The sequence below is a fragment of the Bacillus sp. 05T21 genome, assembly GCF_056396785.1.
The window spans coordinates 648,968-668,159 of record NZ_JBFTMD010000001.1; the positions used below are offsets into that span (position 1 = coordinate 648,968).

Consider the following 19,192-nt stretch of genomic DNA (forward strand, 5'->3'; position numbering starts at 1 on the left):
TCATACTCACTCCTTATAGCATCATTTTCGCTTTAGTGAATACACGCTGTAATTCTTCCATTGATAAATTATCTTTTTCTAAAGCTGCGAATAATTCCTTTAGCTGTAAATGACGCTCTTGTTCCTCTAGCGATGTAATATCGTATTCTAGTGGAACGTGCTTTACTGTTACACTCGCTTGTTCAAATAACTCTACGGCATACGGATGATTTTTATAGTCCTGTGCATAATAAACCGCTGTAACACCACTTTGAATAATCGCCTTACAGCACTGCAAACAAGGAAAATGTGTGACATAAATTTCCGCTTCCTCTGTTTTTGCACCAAACTTCGCACATTGTAATAAAGCATTCATTTCAGCATGAATTGTACGAACGCAATGATTATCAATGACATAGCAACCATCGTCTATACAATGCACACCACCTTTAATTGAACCGTTATATCCACCAGCAATAATTCGTTTATCACGAACAATTGTCGCTCCTACCGCAAGCCTTGTACATGTACTACGTAAAGATAGTAGATGGCTTTGCGTCATAAAATATTGATCCCATGAAATTCGTTCCATATTTTTCACCTTCTTTTTTGTCTACTTGTAGTGTAGCGAAAAAAGAAAAACTTCGTCAATCTTTTATGGAATAATAATTTGATCTTTTATTTTCTCTAAAGACTTCGCACCAATCCCATCAATTTCTAATAAATCTTCTATTTTCTGAAACGGACCATGTTCTTCTCGGTATTTCAAAATACTTTCCGCTTTCCGAGAACCAATGCCTGTTATTTTTTCAAGTTGCTCTTTAGAAGCTGTATTTATTTGCACTTTACCCCCGCTTTTTGAAAAAGTAGCCCCTTCTTGCACTGGCTCATTCTTGTTAGGAACATAAAGAAGCATTTGGTCTTGGACCATTTGCGCCAAATTCACTTTCTTCACATCTGCATCTGGCAACAAACCACCAGCTTTTTCAACTACCTCCTTCACCCGGTCCCCTTCCTTCATTTCATACACACCCTCTTTAAAAACCGCCCCTTTCACATCAATTATAATTATTTTTTTCTGCTCCTTTGTATCCAATACTTTCGGTTTACTTTTTTTCTCCACATCTTTCACTTGAACTTCCGTTGTAATGAGCGATCGCTCTGTTTGCTGATTCGTTTTCCAGAAAAAAAGAAAAATCAAAGTGCCAATAATAATCACTAATCCCAACCATTTTTTCGGAAAATCCCACATCATTTTACACCTCTAATCATAAATTTATAACATCATTCATATTGTTTAGGAGAAAGCTGTTACGAAGGAGGGATGAAACATTGAACATAGGAATTATAGGGACAGGGAACATGGGGAATATACTAATCGATGCATTTTTAGAAACCCGTGCTGTCAAACCCTCGTGCCTTACTATTATTAATCGGACGCCTGCCAAAGCATATCATATAAAAGAAAAATACCCTTCTGTTCATATAGCCAAAACAATCCAAGAGGTAATCGAACAATCCCAGCTTATTTTCATTTGCGTAAAACCGATAGACATATACCCTATTCTACAAAAATACGCTGACCATTTTTCAGACGAAGATTGCTTAGTTTCTATCACAAGCCCCATATCTCCATCACAATTAGAAACACTTATACCTTGCCACGTCGCTCGTATCATTCCAAGCATCACAAACCGCGCCTTATCCGGCGCATCACTATTTACATTTGGAAATAACTGCTCTCTAGAATGGCAACAAAAACTACTTCGTCTATTCAAAAACATTTCTACTCCCCTTGTTATAGAAGAAGATATAACGCGCGTTTCATCTGATATAGCAAGCTGCGGCCCTGCTTTTTTTAGTTATTTATTACAATGTTTCATTAACGCTGCTGTAGATAAAACAAATATTACACATGAAGAAGCCACTACTTTAGTAAGTGAAATGGTCATTGGAATGGGGAAATTACTGGAAAAAGAAATTTTTACATTACCTACTTTACAAGAAAAGGTATGCGTTAAAGGCGGTGTTACAGGAGAAGGTATTCGTATTTTAGAAGAGCACGTTGGGGATATGTTTCATAAATTAATCGAACGGACACATGAGAAATTTGATGAAGATTTAAAATGCGTTGAGCAGCAATTCAATAAACACACATAATAAATACGCCATCGTAATCCCAAACCCTTTTTATTAATACTTATCTTTTTCATGCTACATTTTCACTAAAACTAGCATTTTTACACTTTACACATATTATCTTTTTATTTTTCTAGAACTAAAACTACATCTTTTCTATAAAAGAAAAGCAACCTTATCGGTTGCTTTTCTTTTATCCATTCTTCTTCGCCATAAAAAAGATGCGCTCTGTTTGTTCTGTCACTTCAATTCGTTCAAAGTCACCTGTGACGCGAAGCACTGTAAACCCAGCTTCTTCAAGCCATTTTGTTAACACTTCAACCGAATACGCACGCTGCACGTGACATTCGTCAAAACGATGATACACATCTTCTTCTGAATCTTGTACAAAGAATGTCAAATCATGTTCCACACTATCTGATTCTTCTCCAGGGAAGCAGTTCCAAATAAGTGATATTTCTTCGCCGTTCACTGTATATGTTTCATTTTGAAATACGTGATGTATTTTATATAAAGAGTGTACATCGAATAAAAACAAGCCATCCTGACGTAAATGGTGGAAAACTCTTCTAAATGTTTCTTGCACTCCATCTTCTTGCAATACATAATTTAATGAGTCACAAAAGATTGTCACACAATCAAATTCACCAGGAACATCGAGCTCTCTCATGTCTTGTTGGTAAAAAGGAATAAAATAGCCTTCTCCCCCCAATTTTTGCTGCGCGACAGTTAACATTTCTTCCGAAAGATCTACACCAATTAAATCATAACCTTTTCGCACAAGCGGAAGTGTTACGTTACCAGTTCCACATGCTACGTCAAGGATTCTTGCCTCTTTCATAGATGCCTGTTGTAAACTTTCCTCTGTGAATTCCACCCATTTATCATAAGGGACATCATTCATCAGTTCGTCATACAGCAAAGCAAATTGTTCGTATTTCATTGATCTAGCTCATCTGCAATATCTTCACGCGGCACATCGCCCCATAGACGCTCTAAATTATAGTGATTACGCTCATCTTTATGGAATACATGAGCAACCACATCACCAAGGTCTACTAAAACCCAACGCGCTTCATCAAAGCCTTCCATACGTTGTACGTTAATTTCGAACTCATGTGCCTTCGCTTTAATTTCACGTGCAATTGCTTGTACTTGCTTGTCTGAATTTCCGTGACAAATAATAAAATAGTCTGCAATCGGTGAAATACCTTGCATATTTAGCACAACCATATCTTCTGCTCTCTTATCATCAGCTGCTTTTGCCGCTAATACTAATAACTCTTTATCTTTCATTTATTAATTTCCTCCTTGATAACTTCATTGTATGTTTGGAATGTTAATGGATAAATCGTTTGATCTTTTTCCATTAAAAATTGAATTGTTCGCTTTAAAGCAAACAGTAAAGCTTGATTTATATCTTTATATGCGAGTTTCCTCGCTTCTTCCACACCAGGAAACTTACGTCCTGGTTCAATGTAATCTGCTACATAAATAACTTTATCTAACATTGTCATTTTTTCATGACCACTTGTATGATATGTAATAGCTTGTAGAATTTCAGGATCAGTAATGCCTACTTCTTTTTCTACCAAGTATGCCCCAACAGGTGCATGCCATAACTCTTTGTTATAGTGCAGTAGATCCTTTGGCAAAGCTTCTCTCTTAATAATCTCTTCCATTTCTGGAATCGCTCTACATTTTGCATAATCGTGAAATATAGCAGCCGTCTCTGCCTTTTTCTCATCTACACCATATAACCTAGCAAGTTCAATCGCTGTTTCCATTACACCAACCGTGTGTATATAACGTTTTTCATGCATTTGTTGTTTGACAATACTAAGTGCTTCCTCACGATTCATACAACCCATTCCTCTCGATATATACCTGTACTTTTTCGGGGAGTAAATATTTGCACGTTTTCTTCGTCATATATCTCTCACGTAACAGAGAAGAAGAAACTGCAAACTCCGGAATTTCCACTTTTACGATATCATAAGGCGTATGTAATGTATAACCTGGTCTTGCAACTCCAACGAAAGTCACAAGCTTAAGTAACTTTTCAATGTTATACCACTTCGGCAAATACTCAACCATGTCTCCGCCAATAATAAAGTGAAACTGCACATCCGGATACTTCTCCGTTAATTGTACCATAGTATCGTACGTATAAGATGGGCCTTCTCTGTCTAGCTCTTCTAAACAAATTGAAAAGTACGCTTCTTCCTCAATCGCTATTTGCAGCATGTTTAATCGACTTTTCACACTCGTAATATTACGTCCTTGCTTGTGCGGTGGAACTTGATTCGGCAAAAACCATACCTCTTCCAACCCTAAAGCATGATACACTTCATTTGCAATTAACAAATGTCCATTATGAGGTGGATCAAACGTGCCACCAATAATGCCAATTTTTCTCAAAAGAAACGCCCCTTCCTTTTACATACAGCAACTCTCCCCATACATATTCGAAGAGAGCCCACTGTTAATAAAAGTTCAATTGGTTTCGCTTTCTACATATCAAGCGTCCATTACGAAATAACTCACGTATATCTTTTATCGAGGAAGCTTAATCTGCTTATTTTCTCTTGATTCTTTGTATAAAACAATTGTGCTTCCGATTACTTGAACGATTTCAGCTCGTGCACCTTGTGCAAGCTCTTCTGCAACTTCACTACGATCAAATTCACAGTTTTGTAATACGCTCACTTTAAATAGTTCACGAACTTCTAATGCTTCTCCAATTTGTTTCACCATATTTTCATTCACGCCACCTTTTCCAACTTGAAAAATCGGTGTTAAATGATGTGCCTTTGCACGTAAAAATCTTTTTTGTTTTCCTGTTAACATATAATTAGCCTCCAAGCTCTCTCATTACTAATTGTTTCATTCTATCAATATTCGGCACACACCCTGTCCACATTTCAAATGCAAGTGCACCTTGATAAACGAACATATCGATTCCATTTTGAATTATTGCACCTTGTTCTTTCGCATCGCCTAAAATTTTCGTCTCAAATGGATTATAAATAATATCAGAAACAATCGTTCCTTGTTTCAATGAACGAATTTCCAGCGGCGTATACTCAACATGTGGATGCATACCTATCGTTGTTGTTTGGATGATAATATCATATTCCCCTTGATTTTCTGCTGCACATTCTAACGATAGAGCATGCGAATTAACATTTGCCATGCACCCAGAGATAAGGTTTTTCGCCTTATCTCTCGTACGATTAGCAATATCAATTTCTTTCACACCTACATCGGCAAGCGAGAAGTAAATAGCTCGGCTAGCACCACCTGCACCGATTAATAAAATACGTTTCTCTTGAAGTGGATCTTCACTAATTGACTGCAGGGCACGAACAAAACCAATTCCATCTGTATTATACCCAATCAATTTTCCATCTCGATGAACTACTGTATTTACCGCACCGATTTGCCTTGCTAACGGGGCAATCTCATCCAAGTACTCCATAATTGTAACTTTGTGCGGAGTCGTTACATTAAATCCTGAAATACCTAATGCTTTCAAACCTTTTACTGCTTCCCCTAGCGCTTCTTCTTCTACAAGAAACGCATGATAATGGGCATCCATATTCAAGTGTTCAAATGCATCGTTATGCATAACGGGTGATAATGAATGTCCAATTGGATTTCCGATTACACCATATAATTGTTTCATAAATCCCTCTCCATATTAAATTAAAGATTTACGTAATGAAACACTTACTCCTTTTGGTACATGAGCAACAATTTTCGCTCCTGATTCATTTACAGTAACCCAGCCCAATCCAGAGAATACAACATCCGTTTTCGGCTCACGAATATTAAATTCATATTTCACAAACTTAGGCATATTTTCTAATTCTTCTGGTGTCGGTGGATTCAATAATTCTCCAGCGTGTTTTTCGTACAATTCATCAGCCTTTTCAAGCTTTGTACGATGGATTGTTAAACGGTTTGAGAAATGACAAGTGAATGCACGACGGCCCCCACTTACATAATCAAATCGTGCTAATCCACCAAAGAATAATGTTTGTTCTTCGTTTAATTGGAATACCATCGGCTTAACTTCTGTAGTCGGTGTAATAAGCTTTAAGCTTTGTTTCCCAACATAATGCGCCATTTGATGATGATTAATAATACCTGGTGTATCGTATAAAGATGATGTTTCATCTAATGGGATATCAATTAAATCAAGCGTTGTTCCTGGGAAATGTGATGTTGTAATTACATTCTCAGTTTCATCACTAAACTCTTTAATCATACGATTAATAAATGTTGATTTACCAACATTCGTACATCCAACAACATAAACATCTTTACCTTCGCGGTAATGCTCAATTGCATCAGCAAGTTCAGCGATTCCTTGTCCTTTAGCTGCACTAATTAAAAAGACATCTTCTGGTTTTAAACCAAGTTGCTTTGCACTATAGCGCATCCAATGTTTTACTTTATCATGCTTAACTGACTTTGGAATTAAGTCAGCCTTATTCCCTACAAGTAATACTTTATTGTTCCCTACAAAACGATGTAAGCCCGGTAACCAGCTACCATTGAAATCGAAAATATCTACGATTTTAACCACCAGTGCGTCTGATTGTCCAATTCCGTTCAAAATACGAAGGAAATCATCATCTGTTAAAGATACATCTTGAATTTCGTTATAATGTTTCAAACGAAAACAACGTTGGCAAATTACTTGTTCTTTTTCTAAAGATGATACAGGAGCGTATCCTACTTCATTTTTATTTTCTGTTTGAATTTCTACACCGCAACCAATACATTTAATTGTTTCAGTCAAACTTTATTCCTCCCAGTTAATTAAGCCTTTTTTCTTCATGTTTCTCATAATTCTTCGTTCAATTTTCCGATTAAATCGTGTCACCAATCCGTCCGTTTGCGCTACCGGTACAACTAAAATTGTATGAAGTCCCACACGATTCCCGCCGAGCACATCCGTTAGTAACTGATCTCCAATTACTACAACTTCATCTGGCTGCAGGTGCATCTCGTGTATCGCACGCTTAAATGCGCGAACAAACGGTTTGCGCGCACTATGAATAAACGGAATACCTAATGGATCAGCGAAGTCTTTAACGCGTTGCTCGTTGTTATTTGAAACGACCGTTACTTGAATATCATTTTCTTTCATTTTCAAAAACCACTCTTCAAGCTGTGGCGTTGCGTTTGGACGATCCCATTCAATTAAAGTGTTATCTAAATCAGTAATAACTCCTTTAATTCCACGTTTTTTCAAATCTTCTGGTTGAATATGATATATATTTTTCACATATTCATTTGGTAAAAATAACTTCAATTTCTTTCACCTCTTTGAGGATTTTTCATAAAATTTTTCGACAACATTTTTCGATAGATAACCTGTGGATAAACTTGTACACACTTTCCACATTAATTTTTCAGTCAATTTGGAATTTACTAACAATCTATCCACATTTTATCCACTGAGTTATGTGGATAACCTCTTGTTTGTGACTGTCATATTTTTTTGGTACATTAAATGCAACAACGAATCAATCCTTATATTATTAGGAGGTGACTCACCTTGAAAACAAAACATATGGAACAGTTATCTACTGATTTACTCACTGAGTCTTATTATAAAGCAAAAGAACTAAAATTAAATCCCGACTTCATTTTACTTATAAAACAAGAAATTATTAGACGCTCGTTAGAGGACAAGCTCGTCAAATCTTCTTGAGTACATATAGATTGCTGATTGACCTGTAAAAAGAGCCATCCTGCGATGGCTCTCGAATAAACAAGTACTCCCATCTAGGGGATTTCTCCATTAAGCATCTTTGTCCACATTTCTTAATTAGAGCTTCATAAGTATATTATAAAATCTTTTCTTTACTTATGAGATACTCGGGTTGCAATTTTTTCACCAAGACGCAACTCTTGCCCACTTGTCAATTCCTGCACTGCTTCAATCATATCTTTTTCAAATAATAAAACAACTGTTGAGCCAAATGTAAAGTATGCCATCTCTTCACCTTTTTGAACAGTACTTCTTTCATGAAGAAGCTCGATACTATTAACAAACATAGCACCTACTTTTACAAGTGCCATATGTTCGCCGTCACTATTTACTTCTGTAACAGAGCGATAATTTTTTGACAATGGTTCTTTCCCATACTCCATACCCGCTGCATTTACCGGATATGATTTTCTACCGAGTACAAATCTTTCAGTCACAGAGCCAGAAAGCGGGCTATGAATACGATGATAATGACTCGGGCTCAAATAAATTACCATATATGTACCGCCTGCATATCGCTTTGCACGCTCTTCATTACCTAGCATATCCACAATTGAATAACGCTTTCCTTTTATATCGAATGTTTTTGTATCCTCAATAGGACCTTTATCAGCAAAAACACCATCAACAGGACTAACGATACTCGATGCATCAGTATCAATACTACGCTTTCCTTCTTTTAGCCTACGTGTAAATAAATCATGCAATGTTCGATATTCCTTCAAACCCTTTTCCATCTCATCTTGATTAATTTGAAAAACTTTCACATACGATGGAATAATGATAGAGCTCAAACGAGATTGTGCAAATTTACGTAATATATAAGAAGTAAAACGACCATTTGTAAGTTCGATCATAAGTCGATATAATGTCCGTCGCAAATTACGAAACCTCCTAATCAGCCTATAACTTTAGTTTCCCCTTCTTTTCTCTCTATATCATATGTAAAATTGGTTCTTATTCCCACATATAGAATGGAGCCGTCTCGTTATACACGAAGAAAAACTAAGTATAATTTTTATTCTTAAATTGTTTAGCACCTTCTAATATTACAGATAGAACCCGCCATTTTCAACAGTGAACATGTATTTCTTCTTAGAACAGCTCGTTTTCTTTCCGTTTTCCCGAAAGAAAAGCAGCCACTTTTAAAGTGTAGCTGCTTACAATACACATTATTCTTTTGCTTTTTTCTCTTTCTCAGCCCGCACAAATTCATGGAACATTTTCATTAAAGCACGCTTTTCAATTCGCGATACGTAGCTTCTTGAAATACCGAGTGCCTTCGCAATCTCCCTCTGTGTTTTCTCTTTATCAAGCCCAAGTCCAAAACGCTTCACAATTACTTCTTTCTCTCGTTCGTCCAAAATATCGATATACTCTTTAATTTTTTCTAACTCCATACTAAGCTGAATCATATCAATTACATCTTCAGATTCTGATTTTAATATATCAATAAGCGATATTTCATTACCCTCTTTATCTTGCCCAATCGGATCATGAAGTGAAACGTCTTTTTTCGTTTTCTTCAGCACACGTAAATGCATCAAAATTTCATTTTCGATACAGCGTGCTGCATATGTTGCAAGCTTAGTTCCTTTCCCTGCTGAATAGCTTTCAATCGCTTTAATAAGCCCAATGGTACCAATTGAAATTAAATCTTCTGCATCTTCACCAGTGTTTTCGAATTTCTTAACAATATGAGCTACAAGCCGTAAATTATGTTCAATTAAAAGATTTCTCGCTTGAGCATCACCTTGCTCCATTAACTCTAAGTACTTTCTCTCATCATCTGATGATAACGGCTGCGGGAACGCATTGTTCTTCACATAAGAAACAAATACAAACACTTCTCGAACCATATATCCAATTGCGGCGAATAGACTCAAACCTTTCACCTCCGCCAAAATAGTGGTCTTTACTATGTGTATGTGGGCATGAGGTTGTTTGTGTCTGTACGATGTAAATATGGAACTCTTAACTTAATGGCATTCTTAAACCACTCAACGCTAATCATTAAATTTTTCTATAAACATAGTAAAAGCCAATCGAAACGTATCGATTGGCTTTTACTAATATTCACTCCAAATTTTCTCTCCAGTATGCGCATCTATGTAACGAATTTTCCGACTACAATCGACGGATTCTTTATGATTTTCACTCGTCGTTTGTTTATACAGCAGTTTATATTTCATTTCCTCTGCATCATGATCTATACACCATTCTAATTTTACTCGAATGACCTCTTTATATATTTCTAACGCTTTTTCTTTTGTTACTTTTGGTGTTGTTTCATATGCAAGTAATTCTTTTATAAAGTTGCTAGATTCTCCTGAGTAGTGCATCACAGCACCATTTTCTGTATTGATGCTGATCATAAATTGCATATAGTCTATTGGAATCCCATTCACATATACGGAAAAGGTAAATCTTTCAATCCCATCTTCTGCTTCTTCACGTTCTTCCCAAAGACGAAGATATTGTGTGATATCTGGAATAACTCGTTCTAAAAATTGAAGTGCTTTTTGTAAACATTCCTCTCTAGACATTATTTGTTTTACTTCTTTATCGTCTGCCAGTTTTATAAAACCAATTAACTCATTGGTTGATTTATCAATCGTAATGCCAACTAAATTATTATATTTTAACATCGGTAAATGCTTTTTAAAGAATTCATTCATTATTACAATTTAAGGTAATTACAACAAACAAAACCAAAAATCATTAGCAAAAAGACAAAAAGCTGAAACAATTAGTTCATACGAATTTCACATGAATCTATTACTATAAGAATTGTACATAGTGAAATTACTAACAATGACGTTTATTCATATATAATTTCATTTGAAAGGGGTTGAAAAGATGAAAACTAAATATCGCTTTATGATCTCATCATTTGCTGCTTGCGCCTACATGATTTGGTGTTTAGTATAATAACAACTTCACTTGTAAATAAGAAAAGGTGTGTATATAAATGGAATATAACCAATCAACCGTTAACTACTGGAAAGCTTTTGTATTACCTTATACATTTGCTTTAGAAGAGTTAAAAACTAAATTTGAAATTATGAACCGGGAAGCTCAATTTTTAGAAGACTACAACCCGTTTGAACATATAAAAACAAGACTTAAACAACCCGAAAGTATCATCAGGAAGCTTGAGCGTAAAAACTTATCACCAACAGTTGAAAATGCTCAAACACAATTACAAGATATTATTGGCATCCGTATTACATGTTGCTTTGTAGAAGATATTTATCATTTAAAAGAAGTTATTGAAAATCGTGGAGATATGGAAATTGTAGAAGTAAAAGATTATATTGCTAATCCAAAAGGAAATGGCTATAAAAGTTTGCATATGATTATTAAATATCCATTGTCACTAAATTCTGGTACGAAAGATGTCTTTGCAGAAATTCAATTACGTACACTTGCCATGGACTTTTGGGCAAGTTTAGAACATAAACTTTACTACAAATATGAAGGAAATATACCTGACTATTTGAAAGATGAACTACATGACGCTGCTATGAAAGCTGAAGACCTCGATAATAAGATGGCAACAATCCGTCAAGATATTGATGACATTGAAGCATGTTCAAATCAAATTTTATTACCACTATAAAAAGGTTCTCTCCTATGAGAACCTTTTTATTTCTTCTCTATCATACGAACCTCTTCAATCTTCCACCCTTCGTCTTCTTTTCCAAGTGCATACCGCATTTTCTTTTGAAGAGTAACCCCTCCATCTACTTCTTTTTCCTCCGTTTCAACAATAACAAGCCCACCTTTAAGAGCTTTCATATTCATATGTTCTAACTCTATTTTCTTATTTCCCTTTTGAAATGCCGCTTCCTTTTGTGTTTTTAAGTCTTCAGCACTAGGCATCTTCTTTGAAAATAACTCCATATGTTCAGCAAGATTTTTTTCATTCGTCGTCCGTACAAATGCCTCAATAACATCTTGAATGAATTTCTCTTCTTCTTTCGTTATATGTACCTTTTCCTCAGTTTTTCCAGCAGATTTTTGTTCTATATTATTCTCTTGAGATTGACATCCAACTAGCAATAATACAAATACTAGAAGGAATCTTAATTTCCCTAAAAAAACGCTCATCTTTCCATCTCCTAAAAAGAAAAGTGAGGCATTTCGCCTCACTTTCATTTATAATTAGCGTCTTCCTTTATTTGGATCGCCGCCGCCAATAATGTCAAAGACACGTTTAGCTATATTTGTATTCTCTTGAACGCCAGAGAATAAGTATTTACCTGGTCCGAATGCATATACGTTCACATCTTCACCTGTATGTCCACCCGTTGTCCAACCTGTAACCGAACGCTTATTGAAGATATCTTCAATTGCATTATCAATCTTTGTTACATCTTTTGATGGAGCTATATCATTTACAGCTTTAATTTCTTCTGGTGTTAATTGTAGATCAATATACTTTTTCAATGTCTCTTCTACATTTGCACCTTTTACAATCTCACTTGCCATAAAGTCTGGCGTACGTTTCGCAGCTTTAATCGGATCTACTTTAAAATTATACTCACCATTCGCACCTAAAGATAATCCGCCAGTAGAATGATCTGCAGTTGCAACAACTAATGTGTTCTTATCTTTTTTCGCAAACTCAATTGCTGCTTTAAACGCTTTTTCGAAGTCTTCCATTTCACTCATTGCACCGACAATATCATTATCATGTCCAGCCCAATCAATTTGACTACCTTCGACCATTAAGAAGAAACCGTCTTTATTTTTGTTCAAGCGCTCAATCGCTGCATTTGTCATCTCTTCTAATGAAGGTGTTTTGTCAGTACGGTCAATCATTTTGTCTAAACCACCTGGTGCAAATAAGCCAAGAACTTGATCGCTTTTATCATTTAATAATTGATTACGATCTGTTACATAACTATAACCAGACTTCTTAAATTCTTCTGTAAGATTGCGGTCTTTTCTAACAAAGTTATTTACACCACCGCCAAGCATAACATCTATTTTATGCTTACCTTTAATTTTCTCATCAAAGTAATCATTTGCAATTGCGTCCATATTTTTACGACTAATATCATGTGCACCGAATGCAGCTGGTGTTGCATGCGTAATTTCAGAAGTTGCAACGAGTCCCGTTGACTTCCCTTTTTCTTTCGCTTGCTCCAATACTGTTTTCACTTCAGCTTTATCATTATCTACTGCAATAGCTGCGTTATATGTTTTTATACCTGCTGACATCGCAGTAGCTGCCGATGCAGAGTCTGTAATATTTTCATGTTCATCTTCTGGATATGTTTTTTGTGTTCCTACAAGATGCTTATCAAATTCTGTAGATTCCATCTCAAATGTTTTTGGATTATCTTTCATATAACGATGAGCTGTCATATATGAAGGCCCCATACCGTCCCCAATTAATACAATGACATTTTTAATTTTTGCATTGTTTCCGTTCTCATCTGCATTAACCTCACTAGAACGCGTAAAATTCCATGTTGCTACTGAAGTAACTGCTAACGACGCCACAACTGCAAATGGCCATGCTTTTTTTACAAACTTTTTCACTGTCTTGTCCCCCTAATTAGGTTATTCATTTCCCTCTATCAAATTTAATAGAAGACTGTTAAGAGAAAATGAGTTATATGTAAATTTTTTGTTAACTTATGTAAATTTAAGTTATAATTTGTATAAGTTTATCTTTTCATATCAAGCATACTCCCCTTTACAAAGATAAATATAAACATGTTGGATTTCTTTTAATACGAACCTATTATTTTACATTTCGTAATATTATTCTTATTTTTTCTAATTTAAATGGAAATATGGTGAACTTTATGAAAACAGTAAAACTAGACGCATCTTCCATTCCAGATTTACTCTCTCTTTGCAAATCAGTCGGGTGGTTACAGCATGAGAGTTTTATGAAAGAGCAATTCCATATGTACCTTTCCATTGGCACAATTTTTGGCTATGTACATGAGAATAAACTTATTGCAGCGGGCGGGGTCTTTTCGTTTGCCCCTGGATATTCTTCTATCGGTATGTTAATCGTGCATCCTGATTTTCAAAGAAAAGGAATTGGCCGTATCTTGTTAAACAATAGCTTAAAAGTAACTTATCCATCGCTCCCTATTACGCTCATTGCAACAAAAGCTGGTGAATCCTTATATGAATCTTATGGATTTCAATCAATAACAACAATTCATCGTTTCGAAAAACAAGCGTCTCATATAAGTATAAATTCTTTTCCCATAAAACAAATTCAGCAAGCCGATCTTCAATCTCTCATTTTTCTTGATCAAACTGCGACTGGTGCAGATCGTTCTAATCTTTATTTATCACTACTATCGAGAGCAACTTACTCCTTTAAAATAGAGCGGGATAATCAAATAGATGCTTTTGCTTTATGCATACAAAAAGGAGATGTACTATGTATCACTCCACTTATTTCAAAAAAAGAAAAAGACGCTATTCAGTTATTAGAAATAATTTGTAACTCGTGGAATGGGTCAATACGCATTGATGTTCCGCACTCACAATTCATTTTCCGTCAATTTCTTCAAACAGAAAATTTCCAGGAAACGCTCCTTTCACCTCTTATGATAAAGAATGGTAATCAACTTCCYGGAAATCGTAATATACTATTTGCTATGATAGATGCAGCATTATGTTAGAAAGGAGACACCTAATTGAAGCAATTTAGCTATTTTATGGTAGGTTGTCTTACTCTTACACTATTAGTAGGATGTAGTGCAGCAGAAAAGCCAGTAGAACAAGTAAAACAAGTTAAAAATACAATTACAGCGAAACTAGCTACCGAGGAAAAAATGGTAGAGATAGATGGTCAAACGATTTACTTTAAAAAGATTGGTGATGAAAAACCACCTTTACTTATGATCCATGGATTTGGAGGATCATCCGATGGTTTTCAAAAGGTTTACTCAGATTTAGCAAAAGATCATACGATTATTTCTGTTGATGCTTTAGGATTCGGACGTTCCTCTAAACCGATGGATTTTTATTATTCTTTCCCAACTCATGCAAATTTGTATTATAAGTTAATGAAAAAACTAGGGTATGACTCATTCGCAATACTGGGACATTCTATGGGCGGAGAAATTTCTCTTAATTTAACATATTTATACCCCGAAGCGGTTACCCACCTTATTTTAACTGATGCTACAGGCGGCCCTCATACGTTCGTTAATAAACAAGGTTCACCAAAACCAAAGTTGTCGACTGATTTAAGTACCGTTTCTTCTATTGCAGATTATGATGAGAGCAAAGTTAGATTCAAGCGTAATGATGAAGAGCATTATAATAAAATGAAATTATGGCCTAGGCGTCTTCAAATCAATGCAACTGAAATCAAGCAACCAACTTTAATTATATGGGGAAGAAATGATAATAGCGTTTCTTGGAAAGAAGGAGAAACTTATCATCAATTCTTAAAAAATAGCAATTTCCATATTATCGAAAAGGGTTATCATGCTCCATTTCGTCAAGAACCACAAGAATTTGTAGGGTATGTAAAAGATTTCTTCAAGAAAAATCCTATAAGTGCTGAAAAATAAACGGGTATCTCATTTTGAGATACCCGTTTTCATATATTAAGCAGCTTGCTTTTGGCGTTTTTGAATTTTTGATCCTAGTACTTTTGGAATAACTAAGCCATCAATTCCAAGTTTTCCAGCATTCATACCAGAAACAAGAACGAACATGGATAAGATAACCATTTCAGGGTTTACACCAATTGACCCACTAAACATATAGGAAAAGTTCATTAAAAGACCGAAAAAGACCGCTGTTTTTGTTAAACAGCCTACAATTAAACCAATTCCGACTAAAATTTCTCCCCACGTCACAAGTGTATTAAATAAATCAACGTTTGGAATTGCAAAATCTTGTAAGAATGATGCCCACCAAGATTGAACAGCTGGTTGTGCTCCTTTAGATTTTTCAATTGCACCTTGTAAATAACCAGTTGCATCGAAGCCTTTTCCTTGTAGTTTACCGATTCCAGCCATTACCCATGTGTAACCAAGATACACTCGAATTATCGCTAATACAAAAGAAACTGCTTTGTTTTCTCTTAAAAATTGAATAATCATATCTTCCTCCTAAAGTTGTAATTAAGTCAGTTACAGATAATATAATAACATTAGTTACTTACTTTTAAAATGTTAATTGTGAATAATTCGTGACATGTGTACAAAACATTAAATACTAACGTATATATAGTAACTTTTATTACCTGTAAAAACTTGAACATATCATACCACAGGTGATAATCATTTTCATTGAATAAAGTGTAAAAAAACTGTGAGTTAAATGTGAAACACGTTTATTCGAATATAGAATAAACGTGTTTCACGCTATTTATATAATCGAAATGTATGTGTCTCCTCATCGATTAATCTAGCTTCTTGAACAGCTTCTTCTAACATTTTGTCATGGTTAATAAGCCTGTAAAATAAGCGTATTGTAAACATAAGTGCTATATTTCCATCTACATAATCTATCGATTTAACATGTGATTTTGTATCTTTATGTAAAATGGATTCTACTAGTTTCAACTCCCCAAACTTATACCAACCATTTACAATATGTGTAATATGCAATTTTGCATATTACTTAATTTCCGCTACGCTAAAGTATACTCTCGGCCCATTTAAGTCGTACACATCTTCTCCTAACTCTTCCATTACAAATTTTCTCTCCTATAAGTCCATTTCATATATACCCGTTTCTTTCAAAAAATCAGCTCTAGTTAAAGCGACTTTCTGTAAATATTGCCTATACGCTGTAATTGTTCCATCGTGTGCAACGATACAAATTTTTTCTGCTTTTAACTGATAGCACCAGTGCAGAAATTCATCTACTATTTGCTGAAATTCCATCTCCGAGATGATATTGACTCCCTCATTCCATAACAATTCATTTCTACTTTCTTCTAATGAAAAATGTGGAAATAAATTTTGTATTATCTTTCGATCTAACAATTGATCGCATGGTAATGTTTTGGCGGATTCCCGATAAGGAAAAATACGCGGGGATATATATGGGTGAACAATTTTTTGACAAGCAACTTCCGCACTCCATATTGTCGCAGTTTGTAAAGTTCGAAGTGTAGGACTAGCGATTAATATATCCTTTTCTTGTAATGGTACATCGCACTGAAGTAATTTAGCCTGCTTCTTTCCCACGCCCGTCAATGGCGGATTCACTGCTTGTAAACTTAATGGTAAATCTTTCGTATGTTCACCTTCACCATGCCGAACAAAAATAAGTTTCATTCTCCTCTTCCTCTCACTAGAAAATGGTCTCACATATTTCTTCCCTATTGTTTTCTCTACTCCTGCTATTTTAAAAAGCAGAATGTAAAAAGTGTTTGACATCAACATTTGGAAAATATTATATATATATATGTATGTAAAATACTTTTCACAAGAAGAGGAGGATTACAAATATGAAATGGATTATCGTCTTTATGGGAATGATCATATGGGGATACATAAATGGCTTTTTTAATATTGATAAAACTGCTAATCCTTGGATTACAGATGATGAGCGTGAAACAAAAATTAAACAAAAAGCAATTATCGCAAGCTGGTCCGGTGTTTTCATATTTTGTATCATTAACCTCTTAAACAAATGGTTAGGTTTAGGAACGAGCGATACATCACCTTACTTACCATCTTCTGTCGCAACTATTTTAAAAGAAAATGTAGAGTTACAAGTTTTACTTATGCTATTTATTACATATGGCATATTTTACGTATACTATCGAAGAAAATTAAGCGCTTAACTTTTATCTCATGATTTTCCTCCTAAATGGTTATAGTAACTAGGACGCAATGAAAAAAGGAGAGATATAAAAATGAGTAACTCAAATGACTTTTTAGATACATTACATGAAAAACAAGCAAAAGATGAACAAAATAGAAAGCGCCAAGGGAACGGAAACCCTGCGAAAAAAAAGCCAAATAAAACACATAAATAACATTGAAAAACCTGCCTGAAAATTATATTTCAGGCAGGTTTTTTTACTCGTCTTTAACCGAAACGACATCTTCCCAATTCCATTTCTCATAATACCACTCTGGCACATCTATATTTTCAATCCACTTCTTCTCATGTTTTCCATCGTTATGAGCAAGCCATACATCAGCTTTCTTACGATTTGAACGGAGCCACATTAATTGGTTGCTTTTCTTACTAAAAATAGGGTTATAATCGCCTTGGCTATTTGATGGCTTTGTAATTTGATGTTGTTCATCTGTTGTACTATTTATTTCATATAAAGATGGTAGTGGTCTTTTTTCTAGAGGGACCGATAGCTCTGCTTCCCTTGCCCTTGAAACGATAATTACATTATCGTTCTTCCATGTGAAATCCCAATCAACATAGCCTTTTGGAGTAAATGTATTTTGCTGGAGAGCCGGCAATTCTTTTATTTTTAAATGCTTATTCTCTAAAGCCACTCTCCCGCTTCCTTCAATATAGGCTAATATATTCTTTGATGGCGCCCATTTGAACCATTGTGTGTTTAATAACATTTGATCTACTGTTTCAAAACGACTGCCGTCTGATCGAATTAAGCAAAGGGTATTACTATCAGCTGACAAAGAAGCTGTTGGTACTGCCAAAAACGAAATCCATTTTTGATCTGGCGACCAATTAAATCCACTTCCAACTAATGCTAAAAAGTCATCATGCTCATTCGGTAGTGCATATAAATGCTTCATCTTATGAGGATTCATATTTGCATCCTTTTGTATTTCATATAACTGAGCACCTGTCCATCCTGTTGGAAGCAAGTACGCTTCTGATGATACAAGAAACTTCTTACCATCAGGATACCATGCATAGTCACCTACACCATTAGCTACGTTTTCAAAATCTGCTTTCTTTTTTTCAGCATCAAATGTATTTAATGTGCGTGCAAATACAAATGTAATTATATTCTCTGTTGGTGACCATTGATAATTCGATGCTTCTGATTGAGATGGTCTAACTTTCTTTCCATCTTTTAGCCGATACAGTTCAAAGTGATTTCGCTTCTTTCCTTTTGCATATGCAAGCCATTCTCCATTATGTGACCATTTCGGCCCTGTTATGTACTCTCCTTTTGTAATTTGTTTTTCTTTTTCACCGACTTTAATCCATAGATTATGATTACGAATAAAGGCAACTTTCACTCCATTGTTTTCTGCGCTGGTAATAGAACTTGAACAAAAAAAAAGGAAAAAAATCACGATTCCACTTACTATAAACCTTTTCATGTAGCACCCCCAT

The 19,192-nt window shown here is 35.1% G+C and carries 24 protein-coding genes and 2 pseudogenes; 7 read left to right on the plus strand and 19 right to left on the minus strand.

The annotated features are described in order from the left end of the window. Positions 1 to 13: 13 nt before the first annotated feature. Together AC1DKZ_RS03460 and AC1DKZ_RS03465 are read right to left on the minus strand one after the other, a co-directional pair. A complete protein-coding gene (locus tag AC1DKZ_RS03460) occupies positions 14 to 571 on the minus strand; it encodes a ComE operon protein 2 (RefSeq protein WP_002088698.1) in 558 nt (185 codons plus the stop codon). A gap of 63 nt (positions 572 to 634) precedes the next feature. Continuing rightward, positions 635 to 1,234 (minus strand): helix-hairpin-helix domain-containing protein, encoded by a 600-nt coding sequence (locus tag AC1DKZ_RS03465; RefSeq protein WP_476995646.1) that lies wholly within the window; start codon positions 1,232 to 1,234, stop codon positions 635 to 637. Positions 1,235 to 1,311: 77 nt separating this feature from the next. Here AC1DKZ_RS03465 and comER point away from each other — a divergent pair, with 77 nt between their 5' ends. After that, positions 1,312 to 2,139, plus strand: a complete 828-nt coding sequence (comER, locus tag AC1DKZ_RS03470) for a late competence protein ComER (protein WP_002015213.1) — start codon at positions 1,312 to 1,314, stop codon at positions 2,137 to 2,139. 172 nt (positions 2,140 to 2,311) lie between these two features. Here comER and AC1DKZ_RS03475 read toward each other — a convergent pair whose 3' ends face one another. From AC1DKZ_RS03475 to AC1DKZ_RS03510, 8 genes are all read right to left on the minus strand, one after another. Beyond that, positions 2,312 to 3,061, minus strand: coding sequence for a class I SAM-dependent DNA methyltransferase (locus tag AC1DKZ_RS03475; protein WP_002088700.1), 750 nt, complete (start codon positions 3,059 to 3,061; stop codon positions 2,312 to 2,314). Next, a complete protein-coding gene (gene rsfS / locus AC1DKZ_RS03480) occupies positions 3,058 to 3,414 on the minus strand; it encodes a ribosome silencing factor (protein WP_000653209.1) in 357 nt (118 codons plus the stop codon). The genes AC1DKZ_RS03475 and rsfS overlap by 4 nt, the downstream gene beginning before the upstream one ends. Then, positions 3,411 to 3,980 (minus strand): bis(5'-nucleosyl)-tetraphosphatase (symmetrical) YqeK, encoded by a 570-nt coding sequence (yqeK, locus tag AC1DKZ_RS03485; protein ID WP_002143180.1) that lies wholly within the window; start codon positions 3,978 to 3,980, stop codon positions 3,411 to 3,413. The genes rsfS and yqeK overlap by 4 nt, the downstream gene beginning before the upstream one ends. Next, complete coding sequence (locus AC1DKZ_RS03490; RefSeq protein ID WP_002015218.1) at positions 3,970 to 4,539, minus strand: nicotinate-nucleotide adenylyltransferase; 570 nt, start codon at positions 4,537 to 4,539, stop codon at positions 3,970 to 3,972. The genes yqeK and AC1DKZ_RS03490 overlap by 11 nt, the downstream gene beginning before the upstream one ends. Positions 4,540 to 4,674: 135 nt before the next feature. After that, a complete protein-coding gene (yhbY, locus tag AC1DKZ_RS03495; protein WP_002015220.1) occupies positions 4,675 to 4,968 on the minus strand; it encodes a ribosome assembly RNA-binding protein YhbY in 294 nt (97 codons plus the stop codon). A 4-nt stretch (positions 4,969 to 4,972) separates the two neighbouring features. After that, positions 4,973 to 5,806 (minus strand): shikimate dehydrogenase, encoded by an 834-nt coding sequence (gene aroE, locus AC1DKZ_RS03500; protein ID WP_002088705.1) that lies wholly within the window; start codon positions 5,804 to 5,806, stop codon positions 4,973 to 4,975. A gap of 15 nt (positions 5,807 to 5,821) precedes the next feature. After that, positions 5,822 to 6,928 carry a ribosome biogenesis GTPase YqeH gene (gene yqeH, locus AC1DKZ_RS03505; protein WP_002015224.1) on the minus strand — a complete coding sequence of 369 codons (1,107 nt, stop codon included), beginning with the start codon at positions 6,926 to 6,928 and terminating at the stop codon, positions 5,822 to 5,824. Between the two features lie 3 nt (positions 6,929 to 6,931). Beyond that, positions 6,932 to 7,444, minus strand: a complete 513-nt coding sequence (locus AC1DKZ_RS03510; protein WP_002015225.1) for a YqeG family HAD IIIA-type phosphatase — start codon at positions 7,442 to 7,444, stop codon at positions 6,932 to 6,934. Positions 7,445 to 7,690: 246 nt separating this feature from the next. On the opposite strand from AC1DKZ_RS03510, the gene sda reads away from it, so the two are divergent. Next, positions 7,691 to 7,846: a sporulation histidine kinase inhibitor Sda gene (sda, locus tag AC1DKZ_RS03515; protein WP_002015226.1), complete on the plus strand. Its 156-nt coding sequence runs from the start codon at positions 7,691 to 7,693 to the stop codon at positions 7,844 to 7,846. 152 nt (positions 7,847 to 7,998) lie between these two features. Here the strand turns inward: sda and AC1DKZ_RS03520 are convergent, their stop codons facing one another. From AC1DKZ_RS03520 to AC1DKZ_RS03530, 3 genes and pseudogenes are all read right to left on the minus strand, one after another. Next, the gene (locus tag AC1DKZ_RS03520) at positions 7,999 to 8,787 is read right to left on the minus strand and encodes a phosphatidylserine decarboxylase (RefSeq protein ID WP_113935604.1); all 789 of its coding nucleotides are present in this window, start codon (positions 8,785 to 8,787) and stop codon (positions 7,999 to 8,001) included. Positions 8,788 to 9,078: 291 nt separating this feature from the next. Continuing rightward, positions 9,079 to 9,792, minus strand: coding sequence for an RNA polymerase sporulation sigma factor SigK (gene sigK, locus AC1DKZ_RS03525; protein ID WP_000051382.1), 714 nt, complete (start codon positions 9,790 to 9,792; stop codon positions 9,079 to 9,081). A gap of 183 nt (positions 9,793 to 9,975) precedes the next feature. Next, positions 9,976 to 10,587 (minus strand): annotated as a pseudogene (locus AC1DKZ_RS03530) (YcdB/YcdC domain-containing protein); the annotation flags it as partial. Between the two features lie 290 nt (positions 10,588 to 10,877). On the opposite strand from AC1DKZ_RS03530, the gene AC1DKZ_RS03535 reads away from it, so the two are divergent. Beyond that, on the plus strand, positions 10,878 to 11,528 hold the full coding sequence (locus AC1DKZ_RS03535) for a GTP pyrophosphokinase (RefSeq protein WP_002015229.1): 651 nt from the start codon (positions 10,878 to 10,880) through the stop codon (positions 11,526 to 11,528). 26 nt (positions 11,529 to 11,554) lie between these two features. On the opposite strand, the gene AC1DKZ_RS03540 is transcribed toward AC1DKZ_RS03535, so the two are convergent. Continuing rightward, the gene (locus AC1DKZ_RS03540) at positions 11,555 to 12,019 is read right to left on the minus strand and encodes a hypothetical protein (protein ID WP_427327199.1); all 465 of its coding nucleotides are present in this window, start codon (positions 12,017 to 12,019) and stop codon (positions 11,555 to 11,557) included. 54 nt (positions 12,020 to 12,073) lie between these two features. Then, complete coding sequence (locus AC1DKZ_RS03545) at positions 12,074 to 13,459, minus strand: alkaline phosphatase (protein WP_113935607.1); 1,386 nt, start codon at positions 13,457 to 13,459, stop codon at positions 12,074 to 12,076. 269 nt (positions 13,460 to 13,728) lie between these two features. Here AC1DKZ_RS03545 and AC1DKZ_RS03550 point away from each other — a divergent pair, with 269 nt between their 5' ends. Both AC1DKZ_RS03550 and AC1DKZ_RS03555 read left to right on the plus strand, forming a co-directional pair. Beyond that, the gene (locus tag AC1DKZ_RS03550; RefSeq protein ID WP_476995647.1) at positions 13,729 to 14,568 is read left to right on the plus strand and encodes a GNAT family N-acetyltransferase; all 840 of its coding nucleotides are present in this window, start codon (positions 13,729 to 13,731) and stop codon (positions 14,566 to 14,568) included. A 15-nt stretch (positions 14,569 to 14,583) separates the two neighbouring features. Continuing rightward, positions 14,584 to 15,468 (plus strand): alpha/beta fold hydrolase, encoded by an 885-nt coding sequence (locus AC1DKZ_RS03555; RefSeq protein ID WP_431181707.1) that lies wholly within the window; start codon positions 14,584 to 14,586, stop codon positions 15,466 to 15,468. Positions 15,469 to 15,504: 36 nt separating this feature from the next. Here AC1DKZ_RS03555 and AC1DKZ_RS03560 read toward each other — a convergent pair whose 3' ends face one another. The 3 genes and pseudogenes from AC1DKZ_RS03560 to AC1DKZ_RS03570 form a co-directional block, all read right to left on the minus strand. Continuing rightward, positions 15,505 to 16,005, minus strand: coding sequence for a DoxX family protein (locus tag AC1DKZ_RS03560; protein WP_113935610.1), 501 nt, complete (start codon positions 16,003 to 16,005; stop codon positions 15,505 to 15,507). Positions 16,006 to 16,269: 264 nt separating this feature from the next. Beyond that, positions 16,270 to 16,614: pseudogene (locus AC1DKZ_RS03565) on the minus strand (delta-aminolevulinic acid dehydratase); the annotation flags it as partial. Continuing rightward, positions 16,615 to 17,190: a histidine phosphatase family protein gene (locus tag AC1DKZ_RS03570; protein WP_098635928.1), complete on the minus strand. Its 576-nt coding sequence runs from the start codon at positions 17,188 to 17,190 to the stop codon at positions 16,615 to 16,617. Positions 17,191 to 17,363: 173 nt separating this feature from the next. Between AC1DKZ_RS03570 and AC1DKZ_RS03575 the strand changes: the two genes are divergently transcribed. Both AC1DKZ_RS03575 and AC1DKZ_RS03580 read left to right on the plus strand, forming a co-directional pair. Beyond that, positions 17,364 to 17,702, plus strand: coding sequence for a phosphoglycerate mutase (locus AC1DKZ_RS03575; RefSeq protein ID WP_431181708.1), 339 nt, complete (start codon positions 17,364 to 17,366; stop codon positions 17,700 to 17,702). 72 nt (positions 17,703 to 17,774) lie between these two features. After that, positions 17,775 to 17,897 carry a DUF4023 domain-containing protein gene (locus tag AC1DKZ_RS03580; RefSeq protein WP_000071861.1) on the plus strand — a complete coding sequence of 41 codons (123 nt, stop codon included), beginning with the start codon at positions 17,775 to 17,777 and terminating at the stop codon, positions 17,895 to 17,897. Between the two features lie 43 nt (positions 17,898 to 17,940). Here the strand turns inward: AC1DKZ_RS03580 and AC1DKZ_RS03585 are convergent, their stop codons facing one another. Beyond that, positions 17,941 to 19,179, minus strand: coding sequence for a TolB family protein (locus tag AC1DKZ_RS03585; RefSeq protein WP_476995648.1), 1,239 nt, complete (start codon positions 19,177 to 19,179; stop codon positions 17,941 to 17,943). Positions 19,180 to 19,192 lie beyond the last annotated feature (13 nt).